Source organism: Blastococcus capsensis (assembly GCF_030165005.1).
Taxonomy (GTDB): Bacteria; Actinomycetota; Actinomycetes; order Mycobacteriales; family Geodermatophilaceae; genus Blastococcus; species Blastococcus capsensis.
The window spans coordinates 14450-33297 of record NZ_JASNNW010000033.1; the positions used below are offsets into that span (position 1 = coordinate 14450).

General features: G+C 72.5%; 16 protein-coding genes, 2 tRNA genes and 1 pseudogene. 12 read left to right on the forward strand and 7 right to left on the reverse strand.

What is annotated here, in order from left to right:
• Nucleotides 1–18: 18 nt before the first annotated feature.
• Nucleotides 19–567: a hypothetical protein gene (locus QOZ86_RS19965; protein WP_284493725.1), complete on the reverse strand. Its 549-nt coding sequence runs from the start codon at nucleotides 565–567 to the stop codon at nucleotides 19–21.
• A 115-nt stretch (nucleotides 568–682) separates the two neighbouring features.
• Here QOZ86_RS19965 and QOZ86_RS21305 point away from each other — a divergent pair.
• Nucleotides 683–1384, forward strand: a pseudogene (locus QOZ86_RS21305) (IS982 family transposase); the annotation flags it as partial.
• A gap of 17 nt (nucleotides 1385–1401) precedes the next feature.
• Here QOZ86_RS21305 and QOZ86_RS19975 read toward each other — a convergent pair.
• On the reverse strand, nucleotides 1402–2799 hold the full coding sequence (locus tag QOZ86_RS19975) for a zinc-dependent metalloprotease (RefSeq protein WP_284493727.1): 1398 nt from the start codon (nucleotides 2797–2799) through the stop codon (nucleotides 1402–1404).
• 130 nt (nucleotides 2800–2929) lie between these two features.
• Here QOZ86_RS19975 and QOZ86_RS19980 point away from each other — a divergent pair, with 130 nt between their 5' ends.
• From QOZ86_RS19980 to QOZ86_RS19990, 3 genes are all read left to right on the forward strand, one after another.
• Nucleotides 2930–3952 (forward strand): YlbL family protein, encoded by a 1023-nt coding sequence (locus tag QOZ86_RS19980; RefSeq protein ID WP_284493728.1) that lies wholly within the window; start codon nucleotides 2930–2932, stop codon nucleotides 3950–3952.
• Between the two features lie 169 nt (nucleotides 3953–4121).
• Nucleotides 4122–7076, forward strand: coding sequence for a UPF0182 family membrane protein (locus tag QOZ86_RS19985; protein WP_284493741.1), 2955 nt, complete (start codon nucleotides 4122–4124; stop codon nucleotides 7074–7076).
• A 61-nt stretch (nucleotides 7077–7137) separates the two neighbouring features.
• A tRNA-Met gene (locus tag QOZ86_RS19990) sits at nucleotides 7138–7214 on the forward strand.
• 61 nt (nucleotides 7215–7275) lie between these two features.
• Here QOZ86_RS19990 and QOZ86_RS19995 read toward each other — a convergent pair.
• Together QOZ86_RS19995 and QOZ86_RS20000 are read right to left on the reverse strand one after the other, a co-directional pair.
• Nucleotides 7276–7815 (reverse strand): hypothetical protein, encoded by a 540-nt coding sequence (locus QOZ86_RS19995; protein ID WP_284493729.1) that lies wholly within the window; start codon nucleotides 7813–7815, stop codon nucleotides 7276–7278.
• 85 nt (nucleotides 7816–7900) lie between these two features.
• A complete protein-coding gene (locus tag QOZ86_RS20000) occupies nucleotides 7901–9277 on the reverse strand; it encodes a threonine/serine exporter family protein (RefSeq protein WP_284493730.1) in 1377 nt (458 codons plus the stop codon).
• A gap of 198 nt (nucleotides 9278–9475) precedes the next feature.
• Between QOZ86_RS20000 and QOZ86_RS20005 the strand changes: the two genes are divergently transcribed.
• The 5 genes from QOZ86_RS20005 to QOZ86_RS20025 all read left to right on the forward strand — a co-directional run bounded on the left by QOZ86_RS20005 (nucleotide 9476) and on the right by QOZ86_RS20025 (nucleotide 13174).
• Nucleotides 9476–11080, forward strand: coding sequence for a BCCT family transporter (locus QOZ86_RS20005; protein ID WP_284493731.1), 1605 nt, complete (start codon nucleotides 9476–9478; stop codon nucleotides 11078–11080).
• Nucleotides 11081–11141: 61 nt separating this feature from the next.
• Nucleotides 11142–11218, forward strand: a tRNA-Met gene (locus tag QOZ86_RS20010).
• 134 nt (nucleotides 11219–11352) lie between these two features.
• Nucleotides 11353–12660, forward strand: a complete 1308-nt coding sequence (locus tag QOZ86_RS20015) for a cytochrome P450 (RefSeq protein WP_284493732.1) — start codon at nucleotides 11353–11355, stop codon at nucleotides 12658–12660.
• The gene (locus QOZ86_RS20020) at nucleotides 12657–12875 is read left to right on the forward strand and encodes a ferredoxin (protein WP_284493733.1); all 219 of its coding nucleotides are present in this window, start codon (nucleotides 12657–12659) and stop codon (nucleotides 12873–12875) included. The genes QOZ86_RS20015 and QOZ86_RS20020 overlap by 4 nt, the downstream gene beginning before the upstream one ends.
• A gap of 8 nt (nucleotides 12876–12883) precedes the next feature.
• Nucleotides 12884–13174: a GNAT family N-acetyltransferase gene (locus tag QOZ86_RS20025; protein ID WP_284493734.1), complete on the forward strand. Its 291-nt coding sequence runs from the start codon at nucleotides 12884–12886 to the stop codon at nucleotides 13172–13174.
• 52 nt (nucleotides 13175–13226) lie between these two features.
• On the opposite strand, the gene QOZ86_RS20030 is transcribed toward QOZ86_RS20025, so the two are convergent.
• Complete coding sequence (locus QOZ86_RS20030; protein WP_284493735.1) at nucleotides 13227–13733, reverse strand: VOC family protein; 507 nt, start codon at nucleotides 13731–13733, stop codon at nucleotides 13227–13229.
• 108 nt (nucleotides 13734–13841) lie between these two features.
• Here QOZ86_RS20030 and QOZ86_RS20035 point away from each other — a divergent pair, with 108 nt between their 5' ends.
• Nucleotides 13842–14711: a polysaccharide pyruvyl transferase family protein gene (locus QOZ86_RS20035; RefSeq protein WP_284493736.1), complete on the forward strand. Its 870-nt coding sequence runs from the start codon at nucleotides 13842–13844 to the stop codon at nucleotides 14709–14711.
• Here QOZ86_RS20035 and QOZ86_RS20040 read toward each other — a convergent pair.
• Nucleotides 14689–15573 (reverse strand): glycosyltransferase family 2 protein, encoded by an 885-nt coding sequence (locus QOZ86_RS20040; protein ID WP_284493737.1) that lies wholly within the window; start codon nucleotides 15571–15573, stop codon nucleotides 14689–14691. The two genes, QOZ86_RS20035 and QOZ86_RS20040, sit on opposite strands and share 23 nt — an antisense overlap.
• Before the next feature lie 92 nt (nucleotides 15574–15665).
• Between QOZ86_RS20040 and QOZ86_RS20045 the strand changes: the two genes are divergently transcribed.
• Nucleotides 15666–15977: an antibiotic biosynthesis monooxygenase family protein gene (locus tag QOZ86_RS20045; RefSeq protein ID WP_284493738.1), complete on the forward strand. Its 312-nt coding sequence runs from the start codon at nucleotides 15666–15668 to the stop codon at nucleotides 15975–15977.
• Nucleotides 15978–16031: 54 nt separating this feature from the next.
• Here QOZ86_RS20045 and QOZ86_RS20050 read toward each other — a convergent pair whose 3' ends face one another.
• A complete protein-coding gene (locus QOZ86_RS20050) occupies nucleotides 16032–17213 on the reverse strand; it encodes a cystathionine gamma-synthase (RefSeq protein ID WP_284493739.1) in 1182 nt (393 codons plus the stop codon).
• A 422-nt stretch (nucleotides 17214–17635) separates the two neighbouring features.
• Here QOZ86_RS20050 and QOZ86_RS20055 point away from each other — a divergent pair.
• Nucleotides 17636–18848: IS110 family RNA-guided transposase (locus QOZ86_RS20055; RefSeq protein ID WP_284493740.1), on the forward strand; the 1213-nt coding region annotated here is incomplete at its 3' end.

Consider the following 18848-nt stretch of genomic DNA (forward strand, 5'->3'; position numbering starts at 1 on the left):
GACGGCGGGACACTCCGCTCAGCCGCCGACCTGGACCGAGCCGTCCATCCCGAGTTCCTTGTGGTTCCCGATCGGGCAGTACAGGTCGTACTCGCCCGCCGTCGGCAACATGACCTCCAGCGTCGCGGTCGCTCCCGGTGCGATGTCGCCCGTCACCGCCTCGACGCCGTTGCCCTCGACCTCCAGCGAGTGCACGATGTCGGAATCGTTCGTGACCCGGAACGTGTAGGTGCCCGGGCTCGGGACCATGACGGTCAGCGGCTCCTCATCCCCTGCCATCTCCGCGAGAGCGATGTCGTACGACGTCTCGATGATCTCGATCGGCTCGCCGGCCGCGCCTGCGGCGCCGCCGGTCTCCGTCGGGCTCGCCGTGGGGCTCTCCGTCGGGCTCGTCGCCGCACCGGTGTCGCCGGCATCGGTTTCGGGGGCGTCGGGGTCGATGTCGGCGGGATCGGTCTCGACCGGGGCGGCGACGTCGGGTTCGGCGACCTCTTCACCGCCGCAAGCCACGAGACCGAACGTCAGCGTGGCGGCGAGCACGATTCCGGACAGGGGGCGCGAGACCATGGGGGAACCTCCTTGGAAGGCGAGTACGACTGGACTCACTTTCTCCCGCCGGCCGATGGACAAACCGACTGTGTCGCTGCTGTCACCGATTCGTCACAGGGTCCGCCACGTCGGTCGGCGATACCTGTTCCCCTACCTGCCCGGCCAGCCCGGCTACAACAAGCGGCTGCGCCGCCTGGGCGACACGATCGCCTGGCTGATTACGGTGCTCGACCGAGACACCAGCCTGGTCACCGACGACGTGTGGGTTCTCGACTCCACGCCGGTGGAGTGCGCCCGCTCCCGGGAGACCGTCCGCCGCTCGGACCTGGCCGGCTGGGCCGAGTACGCCTACTGCGCCAGCCACTCCCGCTACTTCTGGGGGCTGCGGCTGCACCTGCTGTGCACCCTGCACGGGTGCCGGTCGGCTTCGCGCTGACCGGCGCCAAGGCCGGAGAACGCGAGGTGCTGCTCGACATCCTCGACACCGAGCCGGCGCTGACCGCCGAACGGGTCGGGCAGACGGTGATCGCGGACGAGAACTACTACGGCCGCGAGTTCGAGACCACCCTGGCCGCGGCTGGGCTGAACCTGCTGCGCCAGGCCCGCAAGGTCGAACCCCCACGCCCGGGAACCCGGTTCTTCACACCGCTCCGCCAGGTCATCGAGTCGATCAACGACACCTTCACAGGCCAATTCGACCTCGGACGACACGGCGGACACACCCGGCGGAGTCTGGGTCCGCGTCCTGCAACGCGTCCTGGCGCACACCGCCGCCATCTGGCACGACGACCGCATCGGCGCCCCCGCTGCCCGCTGCCTCACCGCCTACGACCACCGACCCCTTGGAACAGCTCATCCAGGGGCGCTGCCCGGCTCCTCGCCGGGCTCGTCGTCGGCCGGTGGGTCCTGCTGCGCCGGGCGGTCGGCGTCGTCGGCGGTCAGCGCGGCCAGTTCGTCGTCGAGGCCCTGGCGGGCGACGAAGTCCAGCGGCTCGTCCAGGTCCTCCGAGGTCGGCAGGAGATCGGGGTGCGACCACAGGCGGTCCCGGTCGGTGCTGCCGTGCTGCTGGCCCATCGCGCCCCAGACGGTCGCGGCGTCGCGCAGCCGGCGGGGGCGCAGCTGGAGGCCGACGAGCGTGGCGAAGGTCTGCTCCGCCGGGCCGCCCGAGGCCCGGCGGCGGCGCATCGTCTCGGCCAGCGCGGCGTGGCCGGGGAGCCGGTCGGCGGCGGCCGCCGCGACGACGGTGTCCACCCAGCCCTCGACGAGCGCCAGCAGCGTCTCCAGCCGGCGCAGCGCCATCTGCTGCTCGGGCGTCTCCTCCGGCTCCAGCACCCCGCTGCCCAGCAGACGCTGGATGCTCTCCGGATCGCTGGGGTCCAGGCCCGCGCCCATGCCGCCCGACATCGCCTCGTTGATGCCGCGCTCGATCGCCTCGCGGTCGATGGTGATGCCCCGGGCGTAGGCGTGCACCGCGTCCTGGAGCTGCTGGTGCAGCCACGGGACGTGCGCGAACAGCCGCTGCGAGGCGGCCTCCCGCAGCGCCACGAACAGCCGGACCTCGTCGGCAGGGCGGTCGAGCCCCTCGGCGAACGCCGCCAGGTTCTGCGGCACCAGCACCCCGGTGCCGGCCGGCGCCAGGGGTAGTCCGACGTCGGTGCTCGTGAGCACCTCCTCGGCGAGCTTGCCCAGCGCCTGCCCGACCTGGGCACCGAACATCACGCCACCCATCCGGCCCATGATCCCGGCGATCGGCCCGAACGACATGGCCGCCTCCTGGGGGAGGGCGCTGGTCATCGCCGCCACCACCCGCTCGGCGAGCGGATCGATCAACGCGGCCCAGGCCGGCTGGGTCTGCTCGACCCACTCCACCCGTGACCAGGCGGCGGTGCGCTCGATGCCCGACGGCAGCTCGGTGACCTGGTCCAGCCAGAGGTCGGCCAGCCGCAGCGCCTCGGCCGCACCCGTTCGCTCCGCCTCCGACGAGGGCTGGTGCCCGGCCGCCAGTTGGCTGATCGCGCTCTGCCGGGCGAGGTCCCAGTTCACCGGGCCGCCCGACCAGTTCATCAGCTTCTGCAGTTCGGCGAACAGCGGCATCTTGCCGAGCACGTCCTCCGGTGAGCCGCCTCCCGCGAGGCCCCCGAAGAGCGCTCCCAGGCCGAACGGGTCACCGCCGCCCTGGTCTCCGCGGCCGGGTTCCCGGCGCTCGGGGTCGCGGTCGGGAGGGCCGAAGCCGAACGGCACGTCACTCATGCGTCCACGGTAGACGGCTGGAGGACCCCGGCCTCCTCACCCGCTCGCACGCTCGCGGCGAGCCTCTGGCCGGAGCCAGACGTCCGCGGCCGGCAGCGTCGTCCAGCGGGGCGTTCTAGGCTCGCCCCTCGTGACCCGTCGGATCGCCGTCCTCAGCGTGGGCGCCGTGCTGCTGCTGCTGTTCGGCGTGCTCGGCACGAGCGTGCCGGTGCCGTACGTGGCGCAGGTGCCCGGCCCCACCTTCGACACGCTCGGGGAGGTCGACGGCGAGCCGATCATCGAGGTGCAGGGCCGGGAGCGCGACGACGTGGCGGGCGAGCTCACCCTCACCACGGTCGGCGTCAGCTCGGGCGGGTTGAGTCTGGTCCAGGCGGTCCGCGGCTGGTTCGACGACGAGGTCAGCGTCGTCCCGGAGGAGGCGGTGTACCCGCCGGACCGGAGCGAGGAGGAGACCCGGCAGGTGAACCGGCAGGCGTTCCTCACCTCCGAGCAGGCCGCCGAGAGCGTCGCGCTGGGCGAGCTGGGCTATCCGGAGAAGGTCGTCGTCCGGGGCGTCGTCGAAGAGTCCCCGGCCCAGGGCCGGCTGGAGGAGGGCGACGCGCTCGAGTCGATCGACGGGCGCCCGGTGCCCGACTCGGACGAGCTGGCCGACGTGCTGGCCGACATCCCGGCGGGCAGCACGGTGACCGTGGGATACACGCGGCTGGGGGAGCCGGGCACGACCACGGTGACCACCCAGGCCGCCGAGGACCGGGAGGGCTCGCTGCTGGGCATCACCGTGCTGGACCAGCCGGCGGCACCGTTCGACGTGGACATCCAGGTGGCCGACGTGGGCGGGCCGTCGGCCGGTCTCATGCTGACGCTCGGGATCCTCGACCTCGTAGGGGAGGAGGACCTGACCGGCGGGGCGGTGGTGGCCGGCACCGGCACCATCGACCTCGAGGGGAACGTGGGGCCGATCGGTGGCATCCCGCTGAAGATGCTCGCCGCGCGCGACATCGGGGCCGAGCTGTTCCTGGTGCCGGCGGACAACTGCGCCGAGGCGGTCGCCGGCCCCGACGCCGGCGTCCCGATGGCGCGGGTGGCCACTCTGGACGACGCCCTGGAGGCCCTCGCCGACCTGCGGGCCGGCCGCACCCCGGAGAGCTGCTGACACCCTGACCGGCGCAACCGTCCGCCGGGAACCCCGCGCCGTCCGGTGCGTTGTCCATGAGGCGGGGATCGCCCCGGAACCGCACCATCCCGTACCACCCGGCCCCCACGGCCGGTCGTCCCGTGGCCCCTGCGGCCACGCCTGCAACTGAAGGAGCCCGCTCGTGGCCATGCGGCCCCCCGTGCCGGTACCGACCCTGTCGCGGCGCGCGAAGCTGGTCATCGGCGCCATCGCCGTGCTGCTGGTGCTGTTCACCGTCGTCGGGACGCTCACCAACGTCTACGTCGACTTCCTCTGGTTCGAGGAGACCGGTTTCACCGAGGTCTTCTGGACCGAGCTCCAGACGCGTGCGCTGCTCTTCGCCGTCGCCGCCGCGGCGACCGGTGGGTTGACCGCGCTGGCCATGTACCTGGCCTACCGGTTCCGTCCCACGTTCCGCCCGATGTCGCTCGAGCAGCAGAACCTCGAGCGCTACCGGCAGTCGCTGGAACCGCGCCGCGCGCTCGTGCTGACCGGGGTGGCGGTCGTGCTCGGCTTGTTCGCCGGCTTCACCGCGCAGGCCAACTGGGAGACGTGGCTGTCGTTCCGGAACAGCACCGATTTCGGCCAGACGGACCCGCAGTTCGGCGTCGACCTGTCGTTCTTCGTCTTCCACTACCCCTTCTACCGGCTGCTGCTCGGGTTCGGGTTCGCCATCGTGATCCTGGCCCTGATCGGGTCGCTGCTCACCCACTACGTCTTCGGCGGGCTGCGCCTGCAGACGCCCGGCCAGAAGCTGAGCGCTGCCGCACGGGTGCAGCTGTCGGTCCTGCTCGGTCTCTTCCTGGCCCTGAAGGCCGTCGCCTACTGGCTGGACCGCTACGGGCTGGTCTACTCCGACCGCGGTGACGTGTTCACCGGCGCCAGCTACACCGACGTCAACGCGCTGCTCGTGCCGAAGACGATCCTGGTCGTCGTGGCGGCGGTCTGCGCCGTGGCGTTCTTCGCCAACATCGTCGTCCGCAACTTCCTGCTGCCCGCCGCGGCCCTGGTCCTGCTGCTGGTCTCCAGCCTGGTCATCGGCGTCGCCTACCCGGCGATCGTGCAGCAGTTCGTGGTGAAGCCCAGCGCCAACGAGAAGGAAGCGCCGTACATCCAGCGGGCCATCGCGTCGACCCTCCAGGCCTACGACCTCGACGAGATCGACTACGTCGACTACGCGCAGGACACCGCCGGGGACGCCGACGCAGGGGCGGTGCTGGCGGAGCTGCGCAACGACACGGAGACGATCCCGAACGCGCGTCTGCTGGACCCCAACGTCCTGTCCGACACGTTCACGGCGCGCCAGCAGATCCGGAACGTCTACGGCTTCCCGGAGAAGCTGGACATCGACCGTTACGAGATCGGCGGGGAGCGGCGCGACTACGTCGTGGCGGCGCGCGAGCTCGACAGCGCAGGCCTGAGCGAGAACCAGGACACCTGGATCAACCGGCACACCGTCTACACCCACGGGAACGGCTTCGTCGCCGCCCCGGCCAACGAGGTCGTCGCGGGGCAGGAGGGCGGTGAACCGAACTTCACGACCCGCGACCTGCCGCCGGTCGGCACCATCGACATCGACCAGCCGCGCATCTACTACGGCGAGTTGATCGACGACTACTCCGTCGTCGGTGCGCCGGCGGGGGCCACGCCGCGCGAGTTCGACCAGCCGGAGGGTGGATCCGAGCAGGAGGAGATCAACAACACCTACGACGGCGAGGGTGGCATCTCGATCGGCAGCTTCTTCCGGCAGCTCACGTTCGCCATCTACTACCGGGAGCGCAACTTCCTGCTGTCCGGTGCGGTGAACGACGCCTCGAAGGTCCTCCACGTCCGCGACCCGCGCGACCGGGTGGAGAAGGCGGCGCCGTTCCTGGAGGTGGACGGTGACCCGTACCCGGCGGTCATCGACGGCCGGATCACGTGGATCCTCGACGGTTACACGACCTCGGCGTACTACCCCTACGCCGAGCAGATGCAGCTGGGCGAGGTGGCGGCCGACGCGCTGACCGGCACGGGGACGACGGCGCTGCCGAACGAGACCTTCAACTACATCCGCAACTCGGTCAAGGCCACGGTGGACGCCTACGACGGCACCGTCACGCTGTACGCCTGGCAGCCCGAGGACCCGGTCCTCCAGACCTTCATGAAGGCATTCCCGGGTGCCGTCCAGCCGCGCAACGACATGAGCGAGGAGCTGGTGAGCCACGTGCGCTACCCGCAGGACCTGTTCAAGGTCCAGCGGGAGATCCTGACCCGGTACCACGTGGACGACCCGGCCGACTTCTACGAGCAGAGCGACCGCTGGCAGATCCCCGACGACCCGACGCGCGACACCAACCAGGACCAGCCGCCCTACTACATCCTGGCCCAGCGACCGGGCGACGACGAGGCGAGCTTCCAGCTGACCAGCGCGCTCAACGCCTTCCAGCGGGACAACCTGTCGGCGTTCATCTCCGCCTCCAGTGCGCCGGAGACCTACGGGGAGATCCAGGTGCTGCGGCTGCCGGGCAACACCCCGTTCCGTGGCCCGGTACAGGTGCAGAACGCGTTCCTGACCAACAACCAGGTCCGGCCCGACCTGACGCTGTTCGACAGCGACAACTCCGACGCGGTGTTCGGCAACCTGCTGACGCTGCCCATCGGGAACGCCGGACTGCTCTACGTCGAACCGCTGTACGTCCGCGGCGCCGGCGAAGGTGGCTTCCCGCTGCTGCAGAAGGTGCTGGTCAACTTCGGGGACCGGATCGGCTACGCCAACACGCTCTCCGAAGCGCTCGACCAGGTCTTCGGTGCGGGGGCCGGGGAATCGGCCACCGACAGTGACGACATCGCCGACACCGTCGACGAGGACGCCACGCCGGAGATCGTGCCGGAGCCGGGAACGAATCCGGACCCGGCGCCGGACGCCGACGAGGTGCCGCCCGGAGACACGCAGGTGAACCCGGACCTGGCCGAGGCGGTGGTCAACATCAACGCGGCCCTGGCCGCGCTGGCCGAGGCACAGCGCGGCGGTGACTTCGCCGGCCAGGGTCAGGCCCTCGAGGACCTCCAGGTCGCGGTCGACGCCTACCAGGCGGCCCAGCGGGCGGCGGCCGGCGAGTGACCCCGGGTGGGGTCGGTGGGCGAGCGCCCATCGACCCCACCTGGTAGGGTGGTGATTGCAGCGCGGGGTGGAGCAGCTCGGTAGCTCGCTGGGCTCATAACCCAGAGGTCACAGGTTCGAATCCTGTCCCCGCTACCACCGCGAAGGCCCGGCCCCCTCAGGGGCCGGGCCTTCGTCGTTCCCCAGGCCTCGTGGTCGGTCAGACCGAGCTGAGCCGCTCGTCCCGGGACCGGCTGTCCGGCCAGTCGCGAGACCACTCGTCGGCCTGGCGCGACGTGCGGCGGTACGGCGTGGGCCGGGGGCGCGCCGGTGCCGACGGCCGATGCCGATGCGCAGCGGGTGGCGCAACCGTCGGTGCGGAAGCCGGAGCGGCGGGCGCGGCCGGCGGCGTCACCGTGTGCGCGGGTGGGCGCGGCCGGGTGGAGATCGCCGCGAGCAGCGCGTGCGGGCGGGTCTCGTCGGCCTCGGACACGGGGGCGCCACCCAGCGGGCGGGCCGGGGCGGCGGGGAACGGCTCGCGACGGGGCGGACGTGCCGGGTCGGGGAGCCGCAGCTCTGCGAGGTCCATCCACGTCGAGTGCCGCAGTCCGTCGACGGTGCAGCGGACGCGGGCGGCCACCCGGCCGTCGGCCGAGTGCCGCCAGCCGAGCAGCTCGCCGGAGTACCAGATGCCCCGGTGGTGGATCTCCACCGGCTGCGGGTCCCCCACGAACCTGCCCGCCGCCATGTCTCCAGCCACGAGCCGGACTGTAAGTCGATACCCAGCGCGGGCCGGGGAAGGCGCGCGTCGTGCGAGGAGGGGGTGTGGCAGTGCGCCACACCGTTCACACGGGTCCGCGCCGCCGCCCGTCCACGAACGTGGTGCCGACCGCGCCCCGACGGCGGACGCGGTCACCGTGCCGGGTGGCACGGGCCTGCAGCAGACCGGTGAGGTGCCGTTCCGCGGGCGCGGCGGTCCGGCGCAGCGCCTGCCCCACGTACTCGCCGAGCAGCGCGCCGGCGGCCAGGGCCAACCCCACCGTGACCGCCGTGCCGAGCAGCGTGATCCCGCCCAGGGTGTCGCCCTCGGTCAGCCGGCGCAGCCCGCGGTAGATCGTCAGCCCGGGGAGCAGCGGGATGATCCCCGCGGCCACGTACACGACGACGGGCACCCGCTGCCGCCGGGCAAGGACGTAGCTGCCCAGGCCGATGACGACCGCGGCGCTCGCCGACGCCAGGGTGGGGGAGAGCTCCAGCCGGTCCAGGCCGAGGAAGACACCCCATCCCAGCGCGCCCGCGGCCGCGGTGGGGAGCAGTGTGCGCCGGGGCGCGTGGCTGGACACCGCGAAGGACGCCGAGGCCAGGGCGGCGGCGAGCAGCTGCAGCGGCACCTCGCCGATGCTGCTCACGGGCGGGTCCCACATCTCCACCCGGACCCCGAGTCGGACCCCGACCGACAGGGCGATCGCGACACCGCTGATGATCCCGGCGGTCAGGAGGAAGGTCTCGAACGCCCGGGCGCTCGCGGTGACGTAGAAGCCGGTGATGGCGTCGTGCACCGCGCCGACCAGCGTCACTCCCGGCAGCAGCAGCACGATGCCGCCGGCGACGACGAGGGGCGGGCGCACCCCGAGATCGGCAACGACGAGCACCAGTGCCACCGACATGGCGATCAGCCCCCCCGCGGCGTTCTGGAAGAACGCCGGGAACCCGCGGCGGCCCAGGGCGTCGATGGCCAGACCGACCAGCACGGTGGCGCCGAAGGCCGCGGCGGTCACGACGGCTCCCGCGCCCAGCAGCAGGGCCACGGCCGTGGCGAGCAGGGCGCGCGCCGCGGTCACGACCGGGCGCCGGTAGGGGTGCCGGGCCGCCGTGACCGACAGCAGCCGGTGCTCGGCCTCCCGGGCGGTGATGCGGCCCTCGGTCAGCTCCGTGACGACGTCGTGGACGGCGGTCGCGCGGGAGTAGTCCAGCTCGCGCAGCTGGACCAGGCGCAGGCCGCTGATCGGCGCGGCGTCGTCGGCCGGCTGCCCCGACACGGTGATCGAGGTGAAGGTGATGTCGGACTCGACCCGCCGCAGCCCGCCGGCCCGGGCCACCGCGGAGCAGGTGGCCGTCACCTCGGCGGCGCTGGCACCGGCCGACAGCAGCAGTTCGCCCGCCCGGAGGGCGAGCTCCAAGGCCCGGTAGGCGTCCTGCGGTGCGGAGGGAGACGATGGCACCGGCCCACGATCCACGACCGGTACGGCGCACCGCCTGCGAGGGGTGGCGCGCCGATCGTGGGACTACTCACGCCCCGTCGACGTGCGCGACACCGCGGCGACGCAGCACACTGGAACGTCGGGCGCGACCGTGGCCACCGGTCGGCCGCATCCCGTCGGCTCGTGCCGGCTGTCCCCGAGTGGAGGAGTCTTTCTCTCGTGCGAAGAACATCAGCCGTCTTCTGGGCCTCGCTGGCCGTCGTCCTGCCCTTCGTGGTGTGGGGTGCGATCGCACCGGCATCGCTGAACTTCGCCGCTGGAGCGACGCGGGAGTTCGTCGTCGACCGGTTCGGCTGGTTCTACCTGCTGACGGCGACGACCGTGCTCATCGCGGTGATCGTCGTGGCGGCGACTCGGTGGGGCAAGGTCCGGCTGGGCCGGGACGACGACGTGCCGGAGTACAGCACCACCGCGTGGTTCGCGATGCTCTTCAGCGCGGGGATGGGCATCGGCCTGGTGTTCTGGGGCGTCGCCGAGCCGGTGTCGCACTTCATGACGCCGCCCACGGCCGCGCCCGAGACGACGGCGGCGGCGCGAGACGCGCTGCGCTACTCGTTCTTCCACTGGGGTCTGCACCCGTGGGGCATCTACGCGGTGCTGGCGCTGGCGCTGGCCTACGCCCGGTTCCGCCGCGGCTGGAAGGCCACCATCAGCGGCGCGCTGCGGCCGATCCTCGGGGACCGGGTCGACGGCCCCCTCGGCACCGTGGTCGACACCATCGCCGTGGTGGCCACCGTGTTCGGTGTCGCCACGTCCCTCGGGCTGGGCGCCGCGCAGGTCAACGGCGGTCTCGCCTCGCTCGACGACGGGTTCACCATCGGCTCCGGCACGCAGCTGGTCATCATCGCCGTCGTCACGGTGCTCTTCCTGATCTCCGCGCTCTCGGGGCTCCAGCGAGGCATCAAGTGGCTCTCCACCGCCAACGTCGTCCTGGCCGTGGCGCTGTTCGCCTTCGTGCTGTTCACCGCGTCGTCGGGCCGCCTGGTCGGGGCGTTCACCACGACGCTGGGCAGCTACATCACCGAGCTGCCCACGATGAGCCTGCAGACCGGGCCGTTCGACGCGCAGCGTTCGGAGTGGATCAACGGCTGGACCATCTTCTACTGGGCGTGGTGGATCTCCTGGTCGCCGTTCGTCGCGACGTTCATCGCCCGCATCTCCCGCGGCCGCACGATCCGCGAGTTCGTGATCGGCGTCCTGGGCGTGCCCACGCTGGTGAGCGGCCTGTGGTTCTCGGTCTTCGGGGGCGCCGGCATCATCGCCCAGCAGGAGGGGGCCGACCTGGCCTCCCAGCCGACCGAGTCGCAGCTGTTCGCCCTGCTCGACACGCTGCCCGGGGGCCTGGTCGCCGGCATCGGGGCGATGATCCTGATCGTCACCTTCTTCGTGACCAGCGCCGACTCCGCCACCTTCGTGCTCGGGTCGCTCAGCACCCGGGGCGGGGCGGACCCGGCACGGTCGGTCACCGTGATCTGGGGTCTGGTCATCTCCGCCTCCGCCGCCGTGCTGCTGGTCAGCGGTGGTCTGGGTGGGGTGCAGACCGCGTCGATCGTCGCGGCGTTCCCCTTCGCAGTCGTGCTCCTGTTGGTGCTCGTGTCGCTGGTCAAGGGCCTGCGCCAGGAGCCGCGGGTGCCGGGGACCGGGGCCGCCGCCGAGCCGGTGGCGGTAGCGGCTCCCGCCGAGCCGGTGGCGGTAGCGGCTCCCGCCGAGCCGGTCGCCCGGCAGTCCAGGGCCACGGCCGAGGTGGTCCCGGACCGGGCCTGAGCTGACGGTGACGGGGCGGCCTGCGGCACCCGTGGACGGTGGGGTACAGTGGTCCTACCGACGCGGGGTGGAGCAGCTCGGTAGCTCGCTGGGCTCATAACCCAGAGGTCACAGGTTCGAATCCTGTCCCCGCTACCACGACGAAGACCCGGTCACCACGGTGGCCGGGTCTTCATGCGTCCGGCCGTCGGAGTCCGCCCGCGGCGTGTGTTGTGTGTCACCGCGGTTCTCACTAGCGTCCGGTCATCGACCGCTGCTCTGGGAGGACGCTCGTGTCCGTCGACGCCGCACCGGGAGCCGTTCCGCCACCTCGCCGGGCGGGGGCCGCGGACCTCGGCATCGACCTCTCCGACCGGGACTTCTGGGCGCGCCCGCAGGCCGAGCGGCACGCCGTCTTCGACCGGTTGCGCAGCGAGCGGCCCTTCGCGTTCTTCGCGGAGCCGGAGATCCCGTCGCTGCCCAGCGGCCCCGGCTACCACGCCGTCACCCGGTACGCGGATCTGGAGGCGATCAGTTCCCAGCCCGCCGTCTTCTGCTCGGGGCAGGGGGCGGTCTCCATCCAGGACGTCCCGGCCGACCTGAACGAGTTCTACGGCTCGCTGATCAGCATGGACGACCCCCGGCACGCCAAGATCCGGCGCATCGTGGCCAAGACGTTCACCCCGCGGATGCTGGAGCGCGTGGTCGACTCGGTCGCGGGCATCGTCGACGACGTCCTGGCCGGCGTCCGGCGGAGGGCGGCCGAGGGCGACGGCACGTTCGACGTCGTCGCGGACCTGGCCGCGCCCATCCCGCTGCGGGTCATCTGCGACATGATGGGCGTCCCCGACGAGGACCGGGCGATGGTCCTGGCCAGGTCGAACGTGATCCTCTCCGGCGGCGACCCGGAGCTCGTGGAGGACGAGGACGACCCGCTCACCGGCGTCCTCATGGCCGGGATCGAGCTGGCCGGGCTCATGGAGCGGCTGGCCGCCGAGCGGGTGGCACGGCCCACCGACGACCTCACGACGGCACTGGTCACCACCGAGGTGGAGGGCGAGAAGCTCACCCACCGGGAGATCGCCTCCTTCTTCATCCTCCTGCTCGTCGCCGGCAACGAGACCACCCGCACCGCCATCTCGCAGGGGCTGCTGGCGCTGCAGGAGCACCCCGAGCAGCGGACCGCCTGGGTCGCTGATCCCGGGCTCACCCGCAGCGCGGTCGAGGAGATCGTGCGCTGGGTCAGCCCGGTGACCTGGATGCGCCGCACCGCCACCAGGGACGGCGAGGTGAACGGCTACCGGTTCTCCGCCGGCGACAAGTTCCTGCTGTTCTACGCCGCCGCGAACCGCGACCCGGAGGTCTTCGCCGAGCCGCACCGGTTGGAACTGGCCCGTGACCCCAACCCGCACGTCGGCTTCGGATCCAAGGGGCCGCACTTCTGCCTCGGTGCCCACCTCGCCCGCCGGGAGCTCGCCGTCACCTTCGCCAAGGTGTTCGAGCAGCTGCCCGACCTGCAGGTCACCGGCCCGCCGGACCGGCTGCGCTCGTCGTTCGTCAACGGCCTGAAGCGGCTGCCGGCCCGGCTCACGGACGCGTGACCCGGCTGGAGGCCGACTTCGAGCGGTGCGTGGGGGCGGGGGCCTGCGAGGCGGTGGCGCCGGACGTGTTCGAGGTGGGGGACGACGGCACCGTGCGGCTGTTGCGCCCGCACCCGGCGGACGCCGACCTGCCCGACGTGCGGGAAGCGGTGCGGGCCTGCCCGACGAGAGCCCTGCGGCTCGTGACGGAACAGCCGGCCCCGGGGGGTGGTTGACCGCTGCCATGGAGACCACAGTCACCGATGTCCCCGAGTCCGACCGCTTCGAGATCCGGAACGGCGAGCGCGTCCTGGGGGTGGCCGCCTACCAGCGCCGGGGCGACACCCTGGTGTTCACGCACACCGAAGTCGACCCCGACGCCGGGCAGTCCGGGCTGGGCAGCACCCTGGTCCGTGCCGCGCTCGACGAGGTGCGCTCGCGCGGCGGGGCGGTCGTGCCGCGCTGCTCGTTCGTCGCCGGCTGGATCGAGCGGCATCCCGACTACGCCGACCTGGTGGCCGACCAGGACCGCTGATCGCCCGCTCCGTGGCAGCCCCGGAAAGGGGCGCCACGGACCGGCGTGGTGCTCAGAGGACCGGGGTGCCGTACATCTCGCCCAGCGGGTCGGCGATCAGCTCGATGCGGGCGCCGTCTGGGTCGCGGAAGTAGACCGAGACGCCGCTGTGCACCTCGTGCTCGACGCCGGCGTCGGTGAGCCGCTGCACCAGCGCCTCCCACCGCTGCGGTTCGACGCTGATCGCTATGTGGTGCAGGCCGCCCAGCACCTCGGCGTACGGACCGACGTCCAGTCCGGGGAAGTCGAAGAACGCCAGCAGGTTGCTGCTGCCGATGTCGAAGAAGAAGTGCGAGGAGCCGGGGTAGTCGCGGTTCTCGATCAGCTCGGTCAGCGGGAACCCGAGGACGTCCTGGTAGAAGCGCACCGTCCGCTCGACGTCGCTGCTGATCAGCGCGGTGTGGTGCAGCCCCCGGGCGGCTGACGCCGGCCGCTGCCCGGCCGGGCGTAGGTACGCCTCCCGGATGCGGGCGCGCTCGGCCTCCAGCGCGGTCAGGTCACGGGTGTCCTCGGTGGTCACGGAACAGGTCCTCCTCGCTCGGGGTGCTGCTGGCACCGACAACCGGTGGAGGCGTGATCTCGTTCCCTCCACGTGCCGGGCGCCCGCCCGGCTGCGATGGTGGAGATCATGCGCGTGCTGGTGGCGGGTTGGTTCAGCTTCGACGAGGTGATCGCCACCGTCGGCGACGAGCTGGGGGCCGACGTCGTCGTCGGGTGGCTGACCGAGCTGGGCATCGACCACGACGTGGCCTGGGCGCCCTACCTGGAGCGCGGCGTGCACTGGCGCGATGTCGAGCCCGCCGACTACACGCACCTGCTGTTCGTCACCGGCCCGGTCGGGAACCTCCCGCCCCTGGGCGAGCTCATCACGGCATTCGCGTCGGCGCAGCGCTGGGCGGTGAACGTCTCGGTGGTCGACGACGTCGTCCGGTCGATGTTCGACGAGGTGTGGGAGCGGGACGCCCCCGGGGTGACGCGACCGGACCTGGCCGTCCAGGGCCCGGAACCCGAGGCCCCCGTCCTGGCGGTGGCGTTCGCCCCGGTGCAGGGCGAGTACGGGGACCGCAGCCGGGCCGACCGGGTGCGAGGGGTGATCGAGGAGTGGCTGGCGGCGCGGGCGCTGCCGTGGTTCGCCGTCGACACCGACCTGTTCGACAAGCCGCATCCGCGGCGGCCGGCGCAGGTGGAGGCGTTGCTCCGGCGGTGCGACGTCGTGCTGAGCATGCGGCTGCACGGGCTGGTCCTCGGGCTCAAGAACGGCCGGCCGGTCATCGCCTGCGACCCCATCGACGGCGGCGCCAAGGTCACCGGTCAGGCGCACGCGCTGGACTGGCCGCTCCTGCTGGCCGCCGGCGAGGTGACCCCCGAGGCGCTCGACGCGGCGCTGGACCGCTGCCTGCGCGGAGAGCTGACCGGCGCGGTGACGCACTCCCGGGCGCGCGGTGCGGCCGGCAACGACGAGCTGCGGGAATGGCTCACCCGGAAGCTGGGGCGCTGAGCGGCCGCTGTGCGGCCGCGAACCGGCGCTCGACGTCGGCGGGGACCGGACGCCGCTGCCGGAGCGCGGTCGGGAGCCGGCGGGCCCAGCCCCGTACCGCCGCTCGCGCCGCGGGATCGCTGACGGCGCGACGGATCAGCCGCCCCGTGGCGGCCAGCGCGACGGGGAGCGGCCGGCGGAGCCAGTCGACCAGCAGGTCGTTGCGGGTCTGCAGCGCCCAGCGTTCGCGAGAGACGACCTCGGGGCCGGCGGGGTCGTGCCAGGCGACCACGTCGTCGGCGTAGACCTGCTGCCAGCCGGCCACGGCCAGGTCGAGCGCGAGCAGGTGCTCCTCGCCGCCGAAGAACAGCAGCGTCGAGAACCCGCCGACCGACAGGTAGGCGTCCCGCCGGACCACGGTGGCGAAGGCGGGATAGCTCAGGACGTCGGGACCCGGGTTCCCGGGTGTGCTGCCGAGCACGGCGGCGCGGTGCTTGCGTGACACGGCGTCGAGCGAGCCGTCCGCGGCCAGCTGGACCCGGCCGGTGACCAGCGCGATGCCGGGGTGGGTGTCGAACACGTCGGCAGCCCGCTCCAGCGCACCCGGTTCCCACCACGAGTCGTCGTCGGCGAAGGCGACGTACGGCGTTCCGGCGCGTCGTACGCCGACGGTGCGGGCGGCCGCCCCGGTGTTGGTCGGCAGCTCCACCACCACGACCGCGGGGTGCCGGTCGCGAACAGCGGCGGCGGTGCCGTCGGTGGAGCCGTTGTCGACGACGACGACCGGAGGCCCGTCGGCGTGCACGAGCCGGTCGAGCGATCGCAGCAAGGACGCGCGTCGGTTCCGGGTGGCGAGCACGATGCTGGTCCGGAGCGCAGGCACGGCATCCACCTGCCCGGTCGGGCCGCGGTGCATGCGCCGGGTGCGCCGGTTCCGGGGATGTCGCGCCCGCGGTGTCCCCGTACGGTGCGGAGATGATCCTGGAACGGGCGGAACTGTCGGTGCGACCCGGTCAGGAGCAGGCGTTCGAGCGGGCCTTCCGCTCGGCCACCGGCATCATCTCCACGGTGCCCGGGTTCGCCGGGCTCGCACTGACTCGGTGCCTCGAGCGGGAGAGCGTCTACCTGCTGCTGGTCCGGTGGGAGCGGCTGGAGGACCACACCGAGGGGTTCCGCGGGTCGGCCGGCTACCAGCAGTGGCGTGAGCTGCTGCACCACTTCTACGACCCGTTCCCGGTCGTGGAGCACTTCGCACCGGTGCTGACCGCCGGCCATCCGGTGCCCTGAGCTCAGCCGAGCGCCCGGTCCAGGTCGGCCGGCAGCGAAAGGACCACGGTCCGCTCACCCCTCGCGGGCCCGGGGCGAGCCTCCGACCGTGGCCAGGGCCTGATCGAGATCGGAGATCAGATCTTCCACGTCCTCGATGCCCACCGAGAGCCGCACCAGGTCGGCGGGCACCTCCAGCGGCGAGCCGGCGGCGCTGGCGTGGGTCATCCGGCCCGGGTGCTCGATCAGCGATTCCACGCCGCCCAGCGACTCCGCCAGCGTGAAGAGCCGCGTCCGCTCGCAGACCCGCAGCGCAGCCTCCTCGCCGTCCCGCAGCCGGAACGAGAGCATCCCGCCGAAGCCGGACATCTGCCGCGCCGCGATGTCGTGTCCCGGGTGGTCGGGCAGCCCCGGGTACAGCACCGAGGCGACGGCGGGGGAGTCGAGCAGGAAGGCGGCGATCCGCTCGGCGTTGGCGCAGTGCCGGTCCATCCGCACGCCGAGGGTCTTGATGCCGCGCATCAGCAGCCAGGCGTCGAAGGGGCCGTTGACCGCGCCCATGGCGTTCTGGTTGTAGGTGAGCCGCTCGGCCCAGTGCGCGTCGCTGGTGACCAGCGCTCCGCCGACGACGTCGGAGTGACCACCCAGGTACTTGGTGGTCGAGTGCACGACGACGTCGGCGCCGAGCGTCAGCGGCTGCTGCAGGTAGGGCGAGGCGAAGGTGTTGTCGACCACGAGCACGGTGCCGGTCTCGTGCGCGATCTGCGCCAGCGCGGCGATGTCGGCGATGTTCAGCAGCGGGTTCGTCGGCGTCTCGCACCAGATCACCCGGGTGGAGGGCTGGGCCGCCGCCGCACGCACGGCGTCGAGGTCGTCGAGGTCGATCGGCCGGTACCCGACGCCCCACGGCTCGAGCACCCGGGAGATGAGCCGGAACGTCCCCCCGTAGGCGTCGCCGCCCAGGAGGATCTCGTCGCCCGGCCGGCAGAGCGTGCGCAGCAAGGTGTCCTCGGCCGCCAGCCCGGAGGCGAAGCTGAGCGCCGTGGTGCCCTGCTCGAGCGCGGCGAGCTGCTGCTGCAGCGCGTCGCGGGTCGGGTTGCCGCTGCGGCTGTACTCGTAGCCGCCGCGCAGGCCGCCGACGCCGTCCTGCTTGTAGGTGGTGGTCAGGTGCAGCGGCGGGATGACCGCGCCGGTGGCGGGATCGGGCTCCTGCCCGGCGTGGACGGCGCGGGTGTTGAACCCCGGGACCCTGCTCATGGCTCCACTCCGCCCTCGTTCCGCTCCTCGCTCGCTCTGTCCCAGGTCGCCTCCGCGGTCGTTCCGCTCCTCGCTCGCTGGCGCTCGCTGCGATGCTCGCTCCCTGTCGGCTCCGTCGCTCGCTGCGATGCTCGCTCGGGCGTCGTCTTCGCGGCTCACTGGTGCACCATCCTTCCGTCACCGATCTTGGTTGGGTCGGTGATGCGCCCGAGGTGCCGCCTCGTCATCGCCCTGCTCGCTTGACGCTGTTGATGTCCAGCATGAGATCTGCGAGGCGAGGCGGTTGCCCGGGACGTGCCGACCGTCGACAGGGCTGAGCGCCAGCGAGCGCCGATCAGTGAGCGAACCGGCAGCCACGTTCCGGCTCCACCGGCACCACAAGTGGGCGCCTCCCCACTGGGACTAGCAGCGAGGAGGCTGACGTGAAGTCTGCCAGCAACACCCTGCCCGATGAAGCACTCAACGGCGTGACCGGCGGCCTGGACTGGGCGCGTGATGATCACGCGGCCTCGGTGGTCGACGCGCGCGGCCGGGAACTGGTCCGGCACAGTGTCGAGCACAGCGCGGCCGGGCTGCGCGAGTTGATCGACGTCTTCAGCCGCGCGGGCTGCCATGAGGTCGCGATCGAACGCCCCGACGGCCCGGTCGTCGACGCCCTGCTCACCGCCGGGCTGACGGTGGTGGTGATCAGCCCGAACCAGGTGAAGAACCTGCGTTCCCGCTACGGATCGGCCGGCAACAAGGACGACCGGTTCGACGCCTACGTGCTCGCCGACACGCTGCGCACCGACCGGGCCCGACTGCGCCCGCTGACCCCCGACAGGGCCGACACCGTTGCGCTGCGCCGGACCTGTCGGGCCCGCAAGGACCTCATCGCCCACCGGGTCGGGGCCGCCAACCAGCTGCGCGCGCATCTGCGCAACGTCTTCCCCGGCGCTATCGGTCTCTTCGCCGAGATCGACAGCCCGGTCAGCCTGGCGTTCCTGACCCGCTTCGACACCCAGGACAAGGCCGACTGGCTCACTCCCACCCGGCTCGGCACCTGGCTGACCAAGCAGGGCTACCCCGGACGTACCGACCCCGCCGTGCTGCACGCCCGACTGACCGCCGCCCCGCGCGGCGCCACCGGCGCCGAGGCCGACGCCAACGCGGCCATCACCCGCGCTCTGGTCGCCGTCCTGTTCGGCTTGCTCGAGCAGATCAAGGCCCTCACCGCCGAGATCGACGCGCAGCTGGCCCGCCACGCCGATCAGCACATCTTCACTGGCCTGCCCCGCTCGGGACGAGTCCGCGCGGCCCGGATGCTCGCCGAGATCGGTGACTGCCGCGCGCGCTTCCCCAGCCCCGAATCGCTGGCCTGCCTGGCCGGCGCCGCCCCCTCCACCCGCCAGTCCGGCAAGATCCGCGCCGTCGGGTTCCGCTGGGCCTGCGATAAGCAACTGCGCGACGCGGTCTGCGACTTCGCCGCCGACTCCCGGCACGCCAACCCCTGGGCCGCCGACCTCTACAACCGCGCCCGCGCCCGCGGCCACGACCATCCGCACGCCGTGCGCATCCTTGCCCGCGCCTGGCTCTACGTGATCTGGCACTGCTGGCAGGCCGGCGAGGCCTACGACCCGGCCCGCCACCACGCCC

Coding starts and splice junctions, on each gene's coding strand:
- QOZ86_RS19985 (WP_284493741.1), top strand. CDS start 4,122: ATGCGGCCCCCCGTGCCGGTACCGACCCTGTCGCGGCGCGCGAAGCTG.
- QOZ86_RS19975 (WP_284493727.1), bottom strand. CDS start 2,799: ATGAGTGACGTGCCGTTCGGCTTCGGCCCTCCCGACCGCGACCCCGAG.
- QOZ86_RS20035 (WP_284493736.1), top strand. CDS start 13,842: ATGCGCGTGCTGGTGGCGGGTTGGTTCAGCTTCGACGAGGTGATCGCC.
- QOZ86_RS20045 (WP_284493738.1), top strand. CDS start 15,666: ATGATCCTGGAACGGGCGGAACTGTCGGTGCGACCCGGTCAGGAGCAG.
- QOZ86_RS19965 (WP_284493725.1), bottom strand. CDS start 567: ATGGTCTCGCGCCCCCTGTCCGGAATCGTGCTCGCCGCCACGCTGACG.
- QOZ86_RS20050 (WP_284493739.1), bottom strand. CDS start 17,213: ATGAGCAGGGTCCCGGGGTTCAACACCCGCGCCGTCCACGCCGGGCAG.
- QOZ86_RS20025 (WP_284493734.1), top strand. CDS start 12,884: ATGGAGACCACAGTCACCGATGTCCCCGAGTCCGACCGCTTCGAGATC.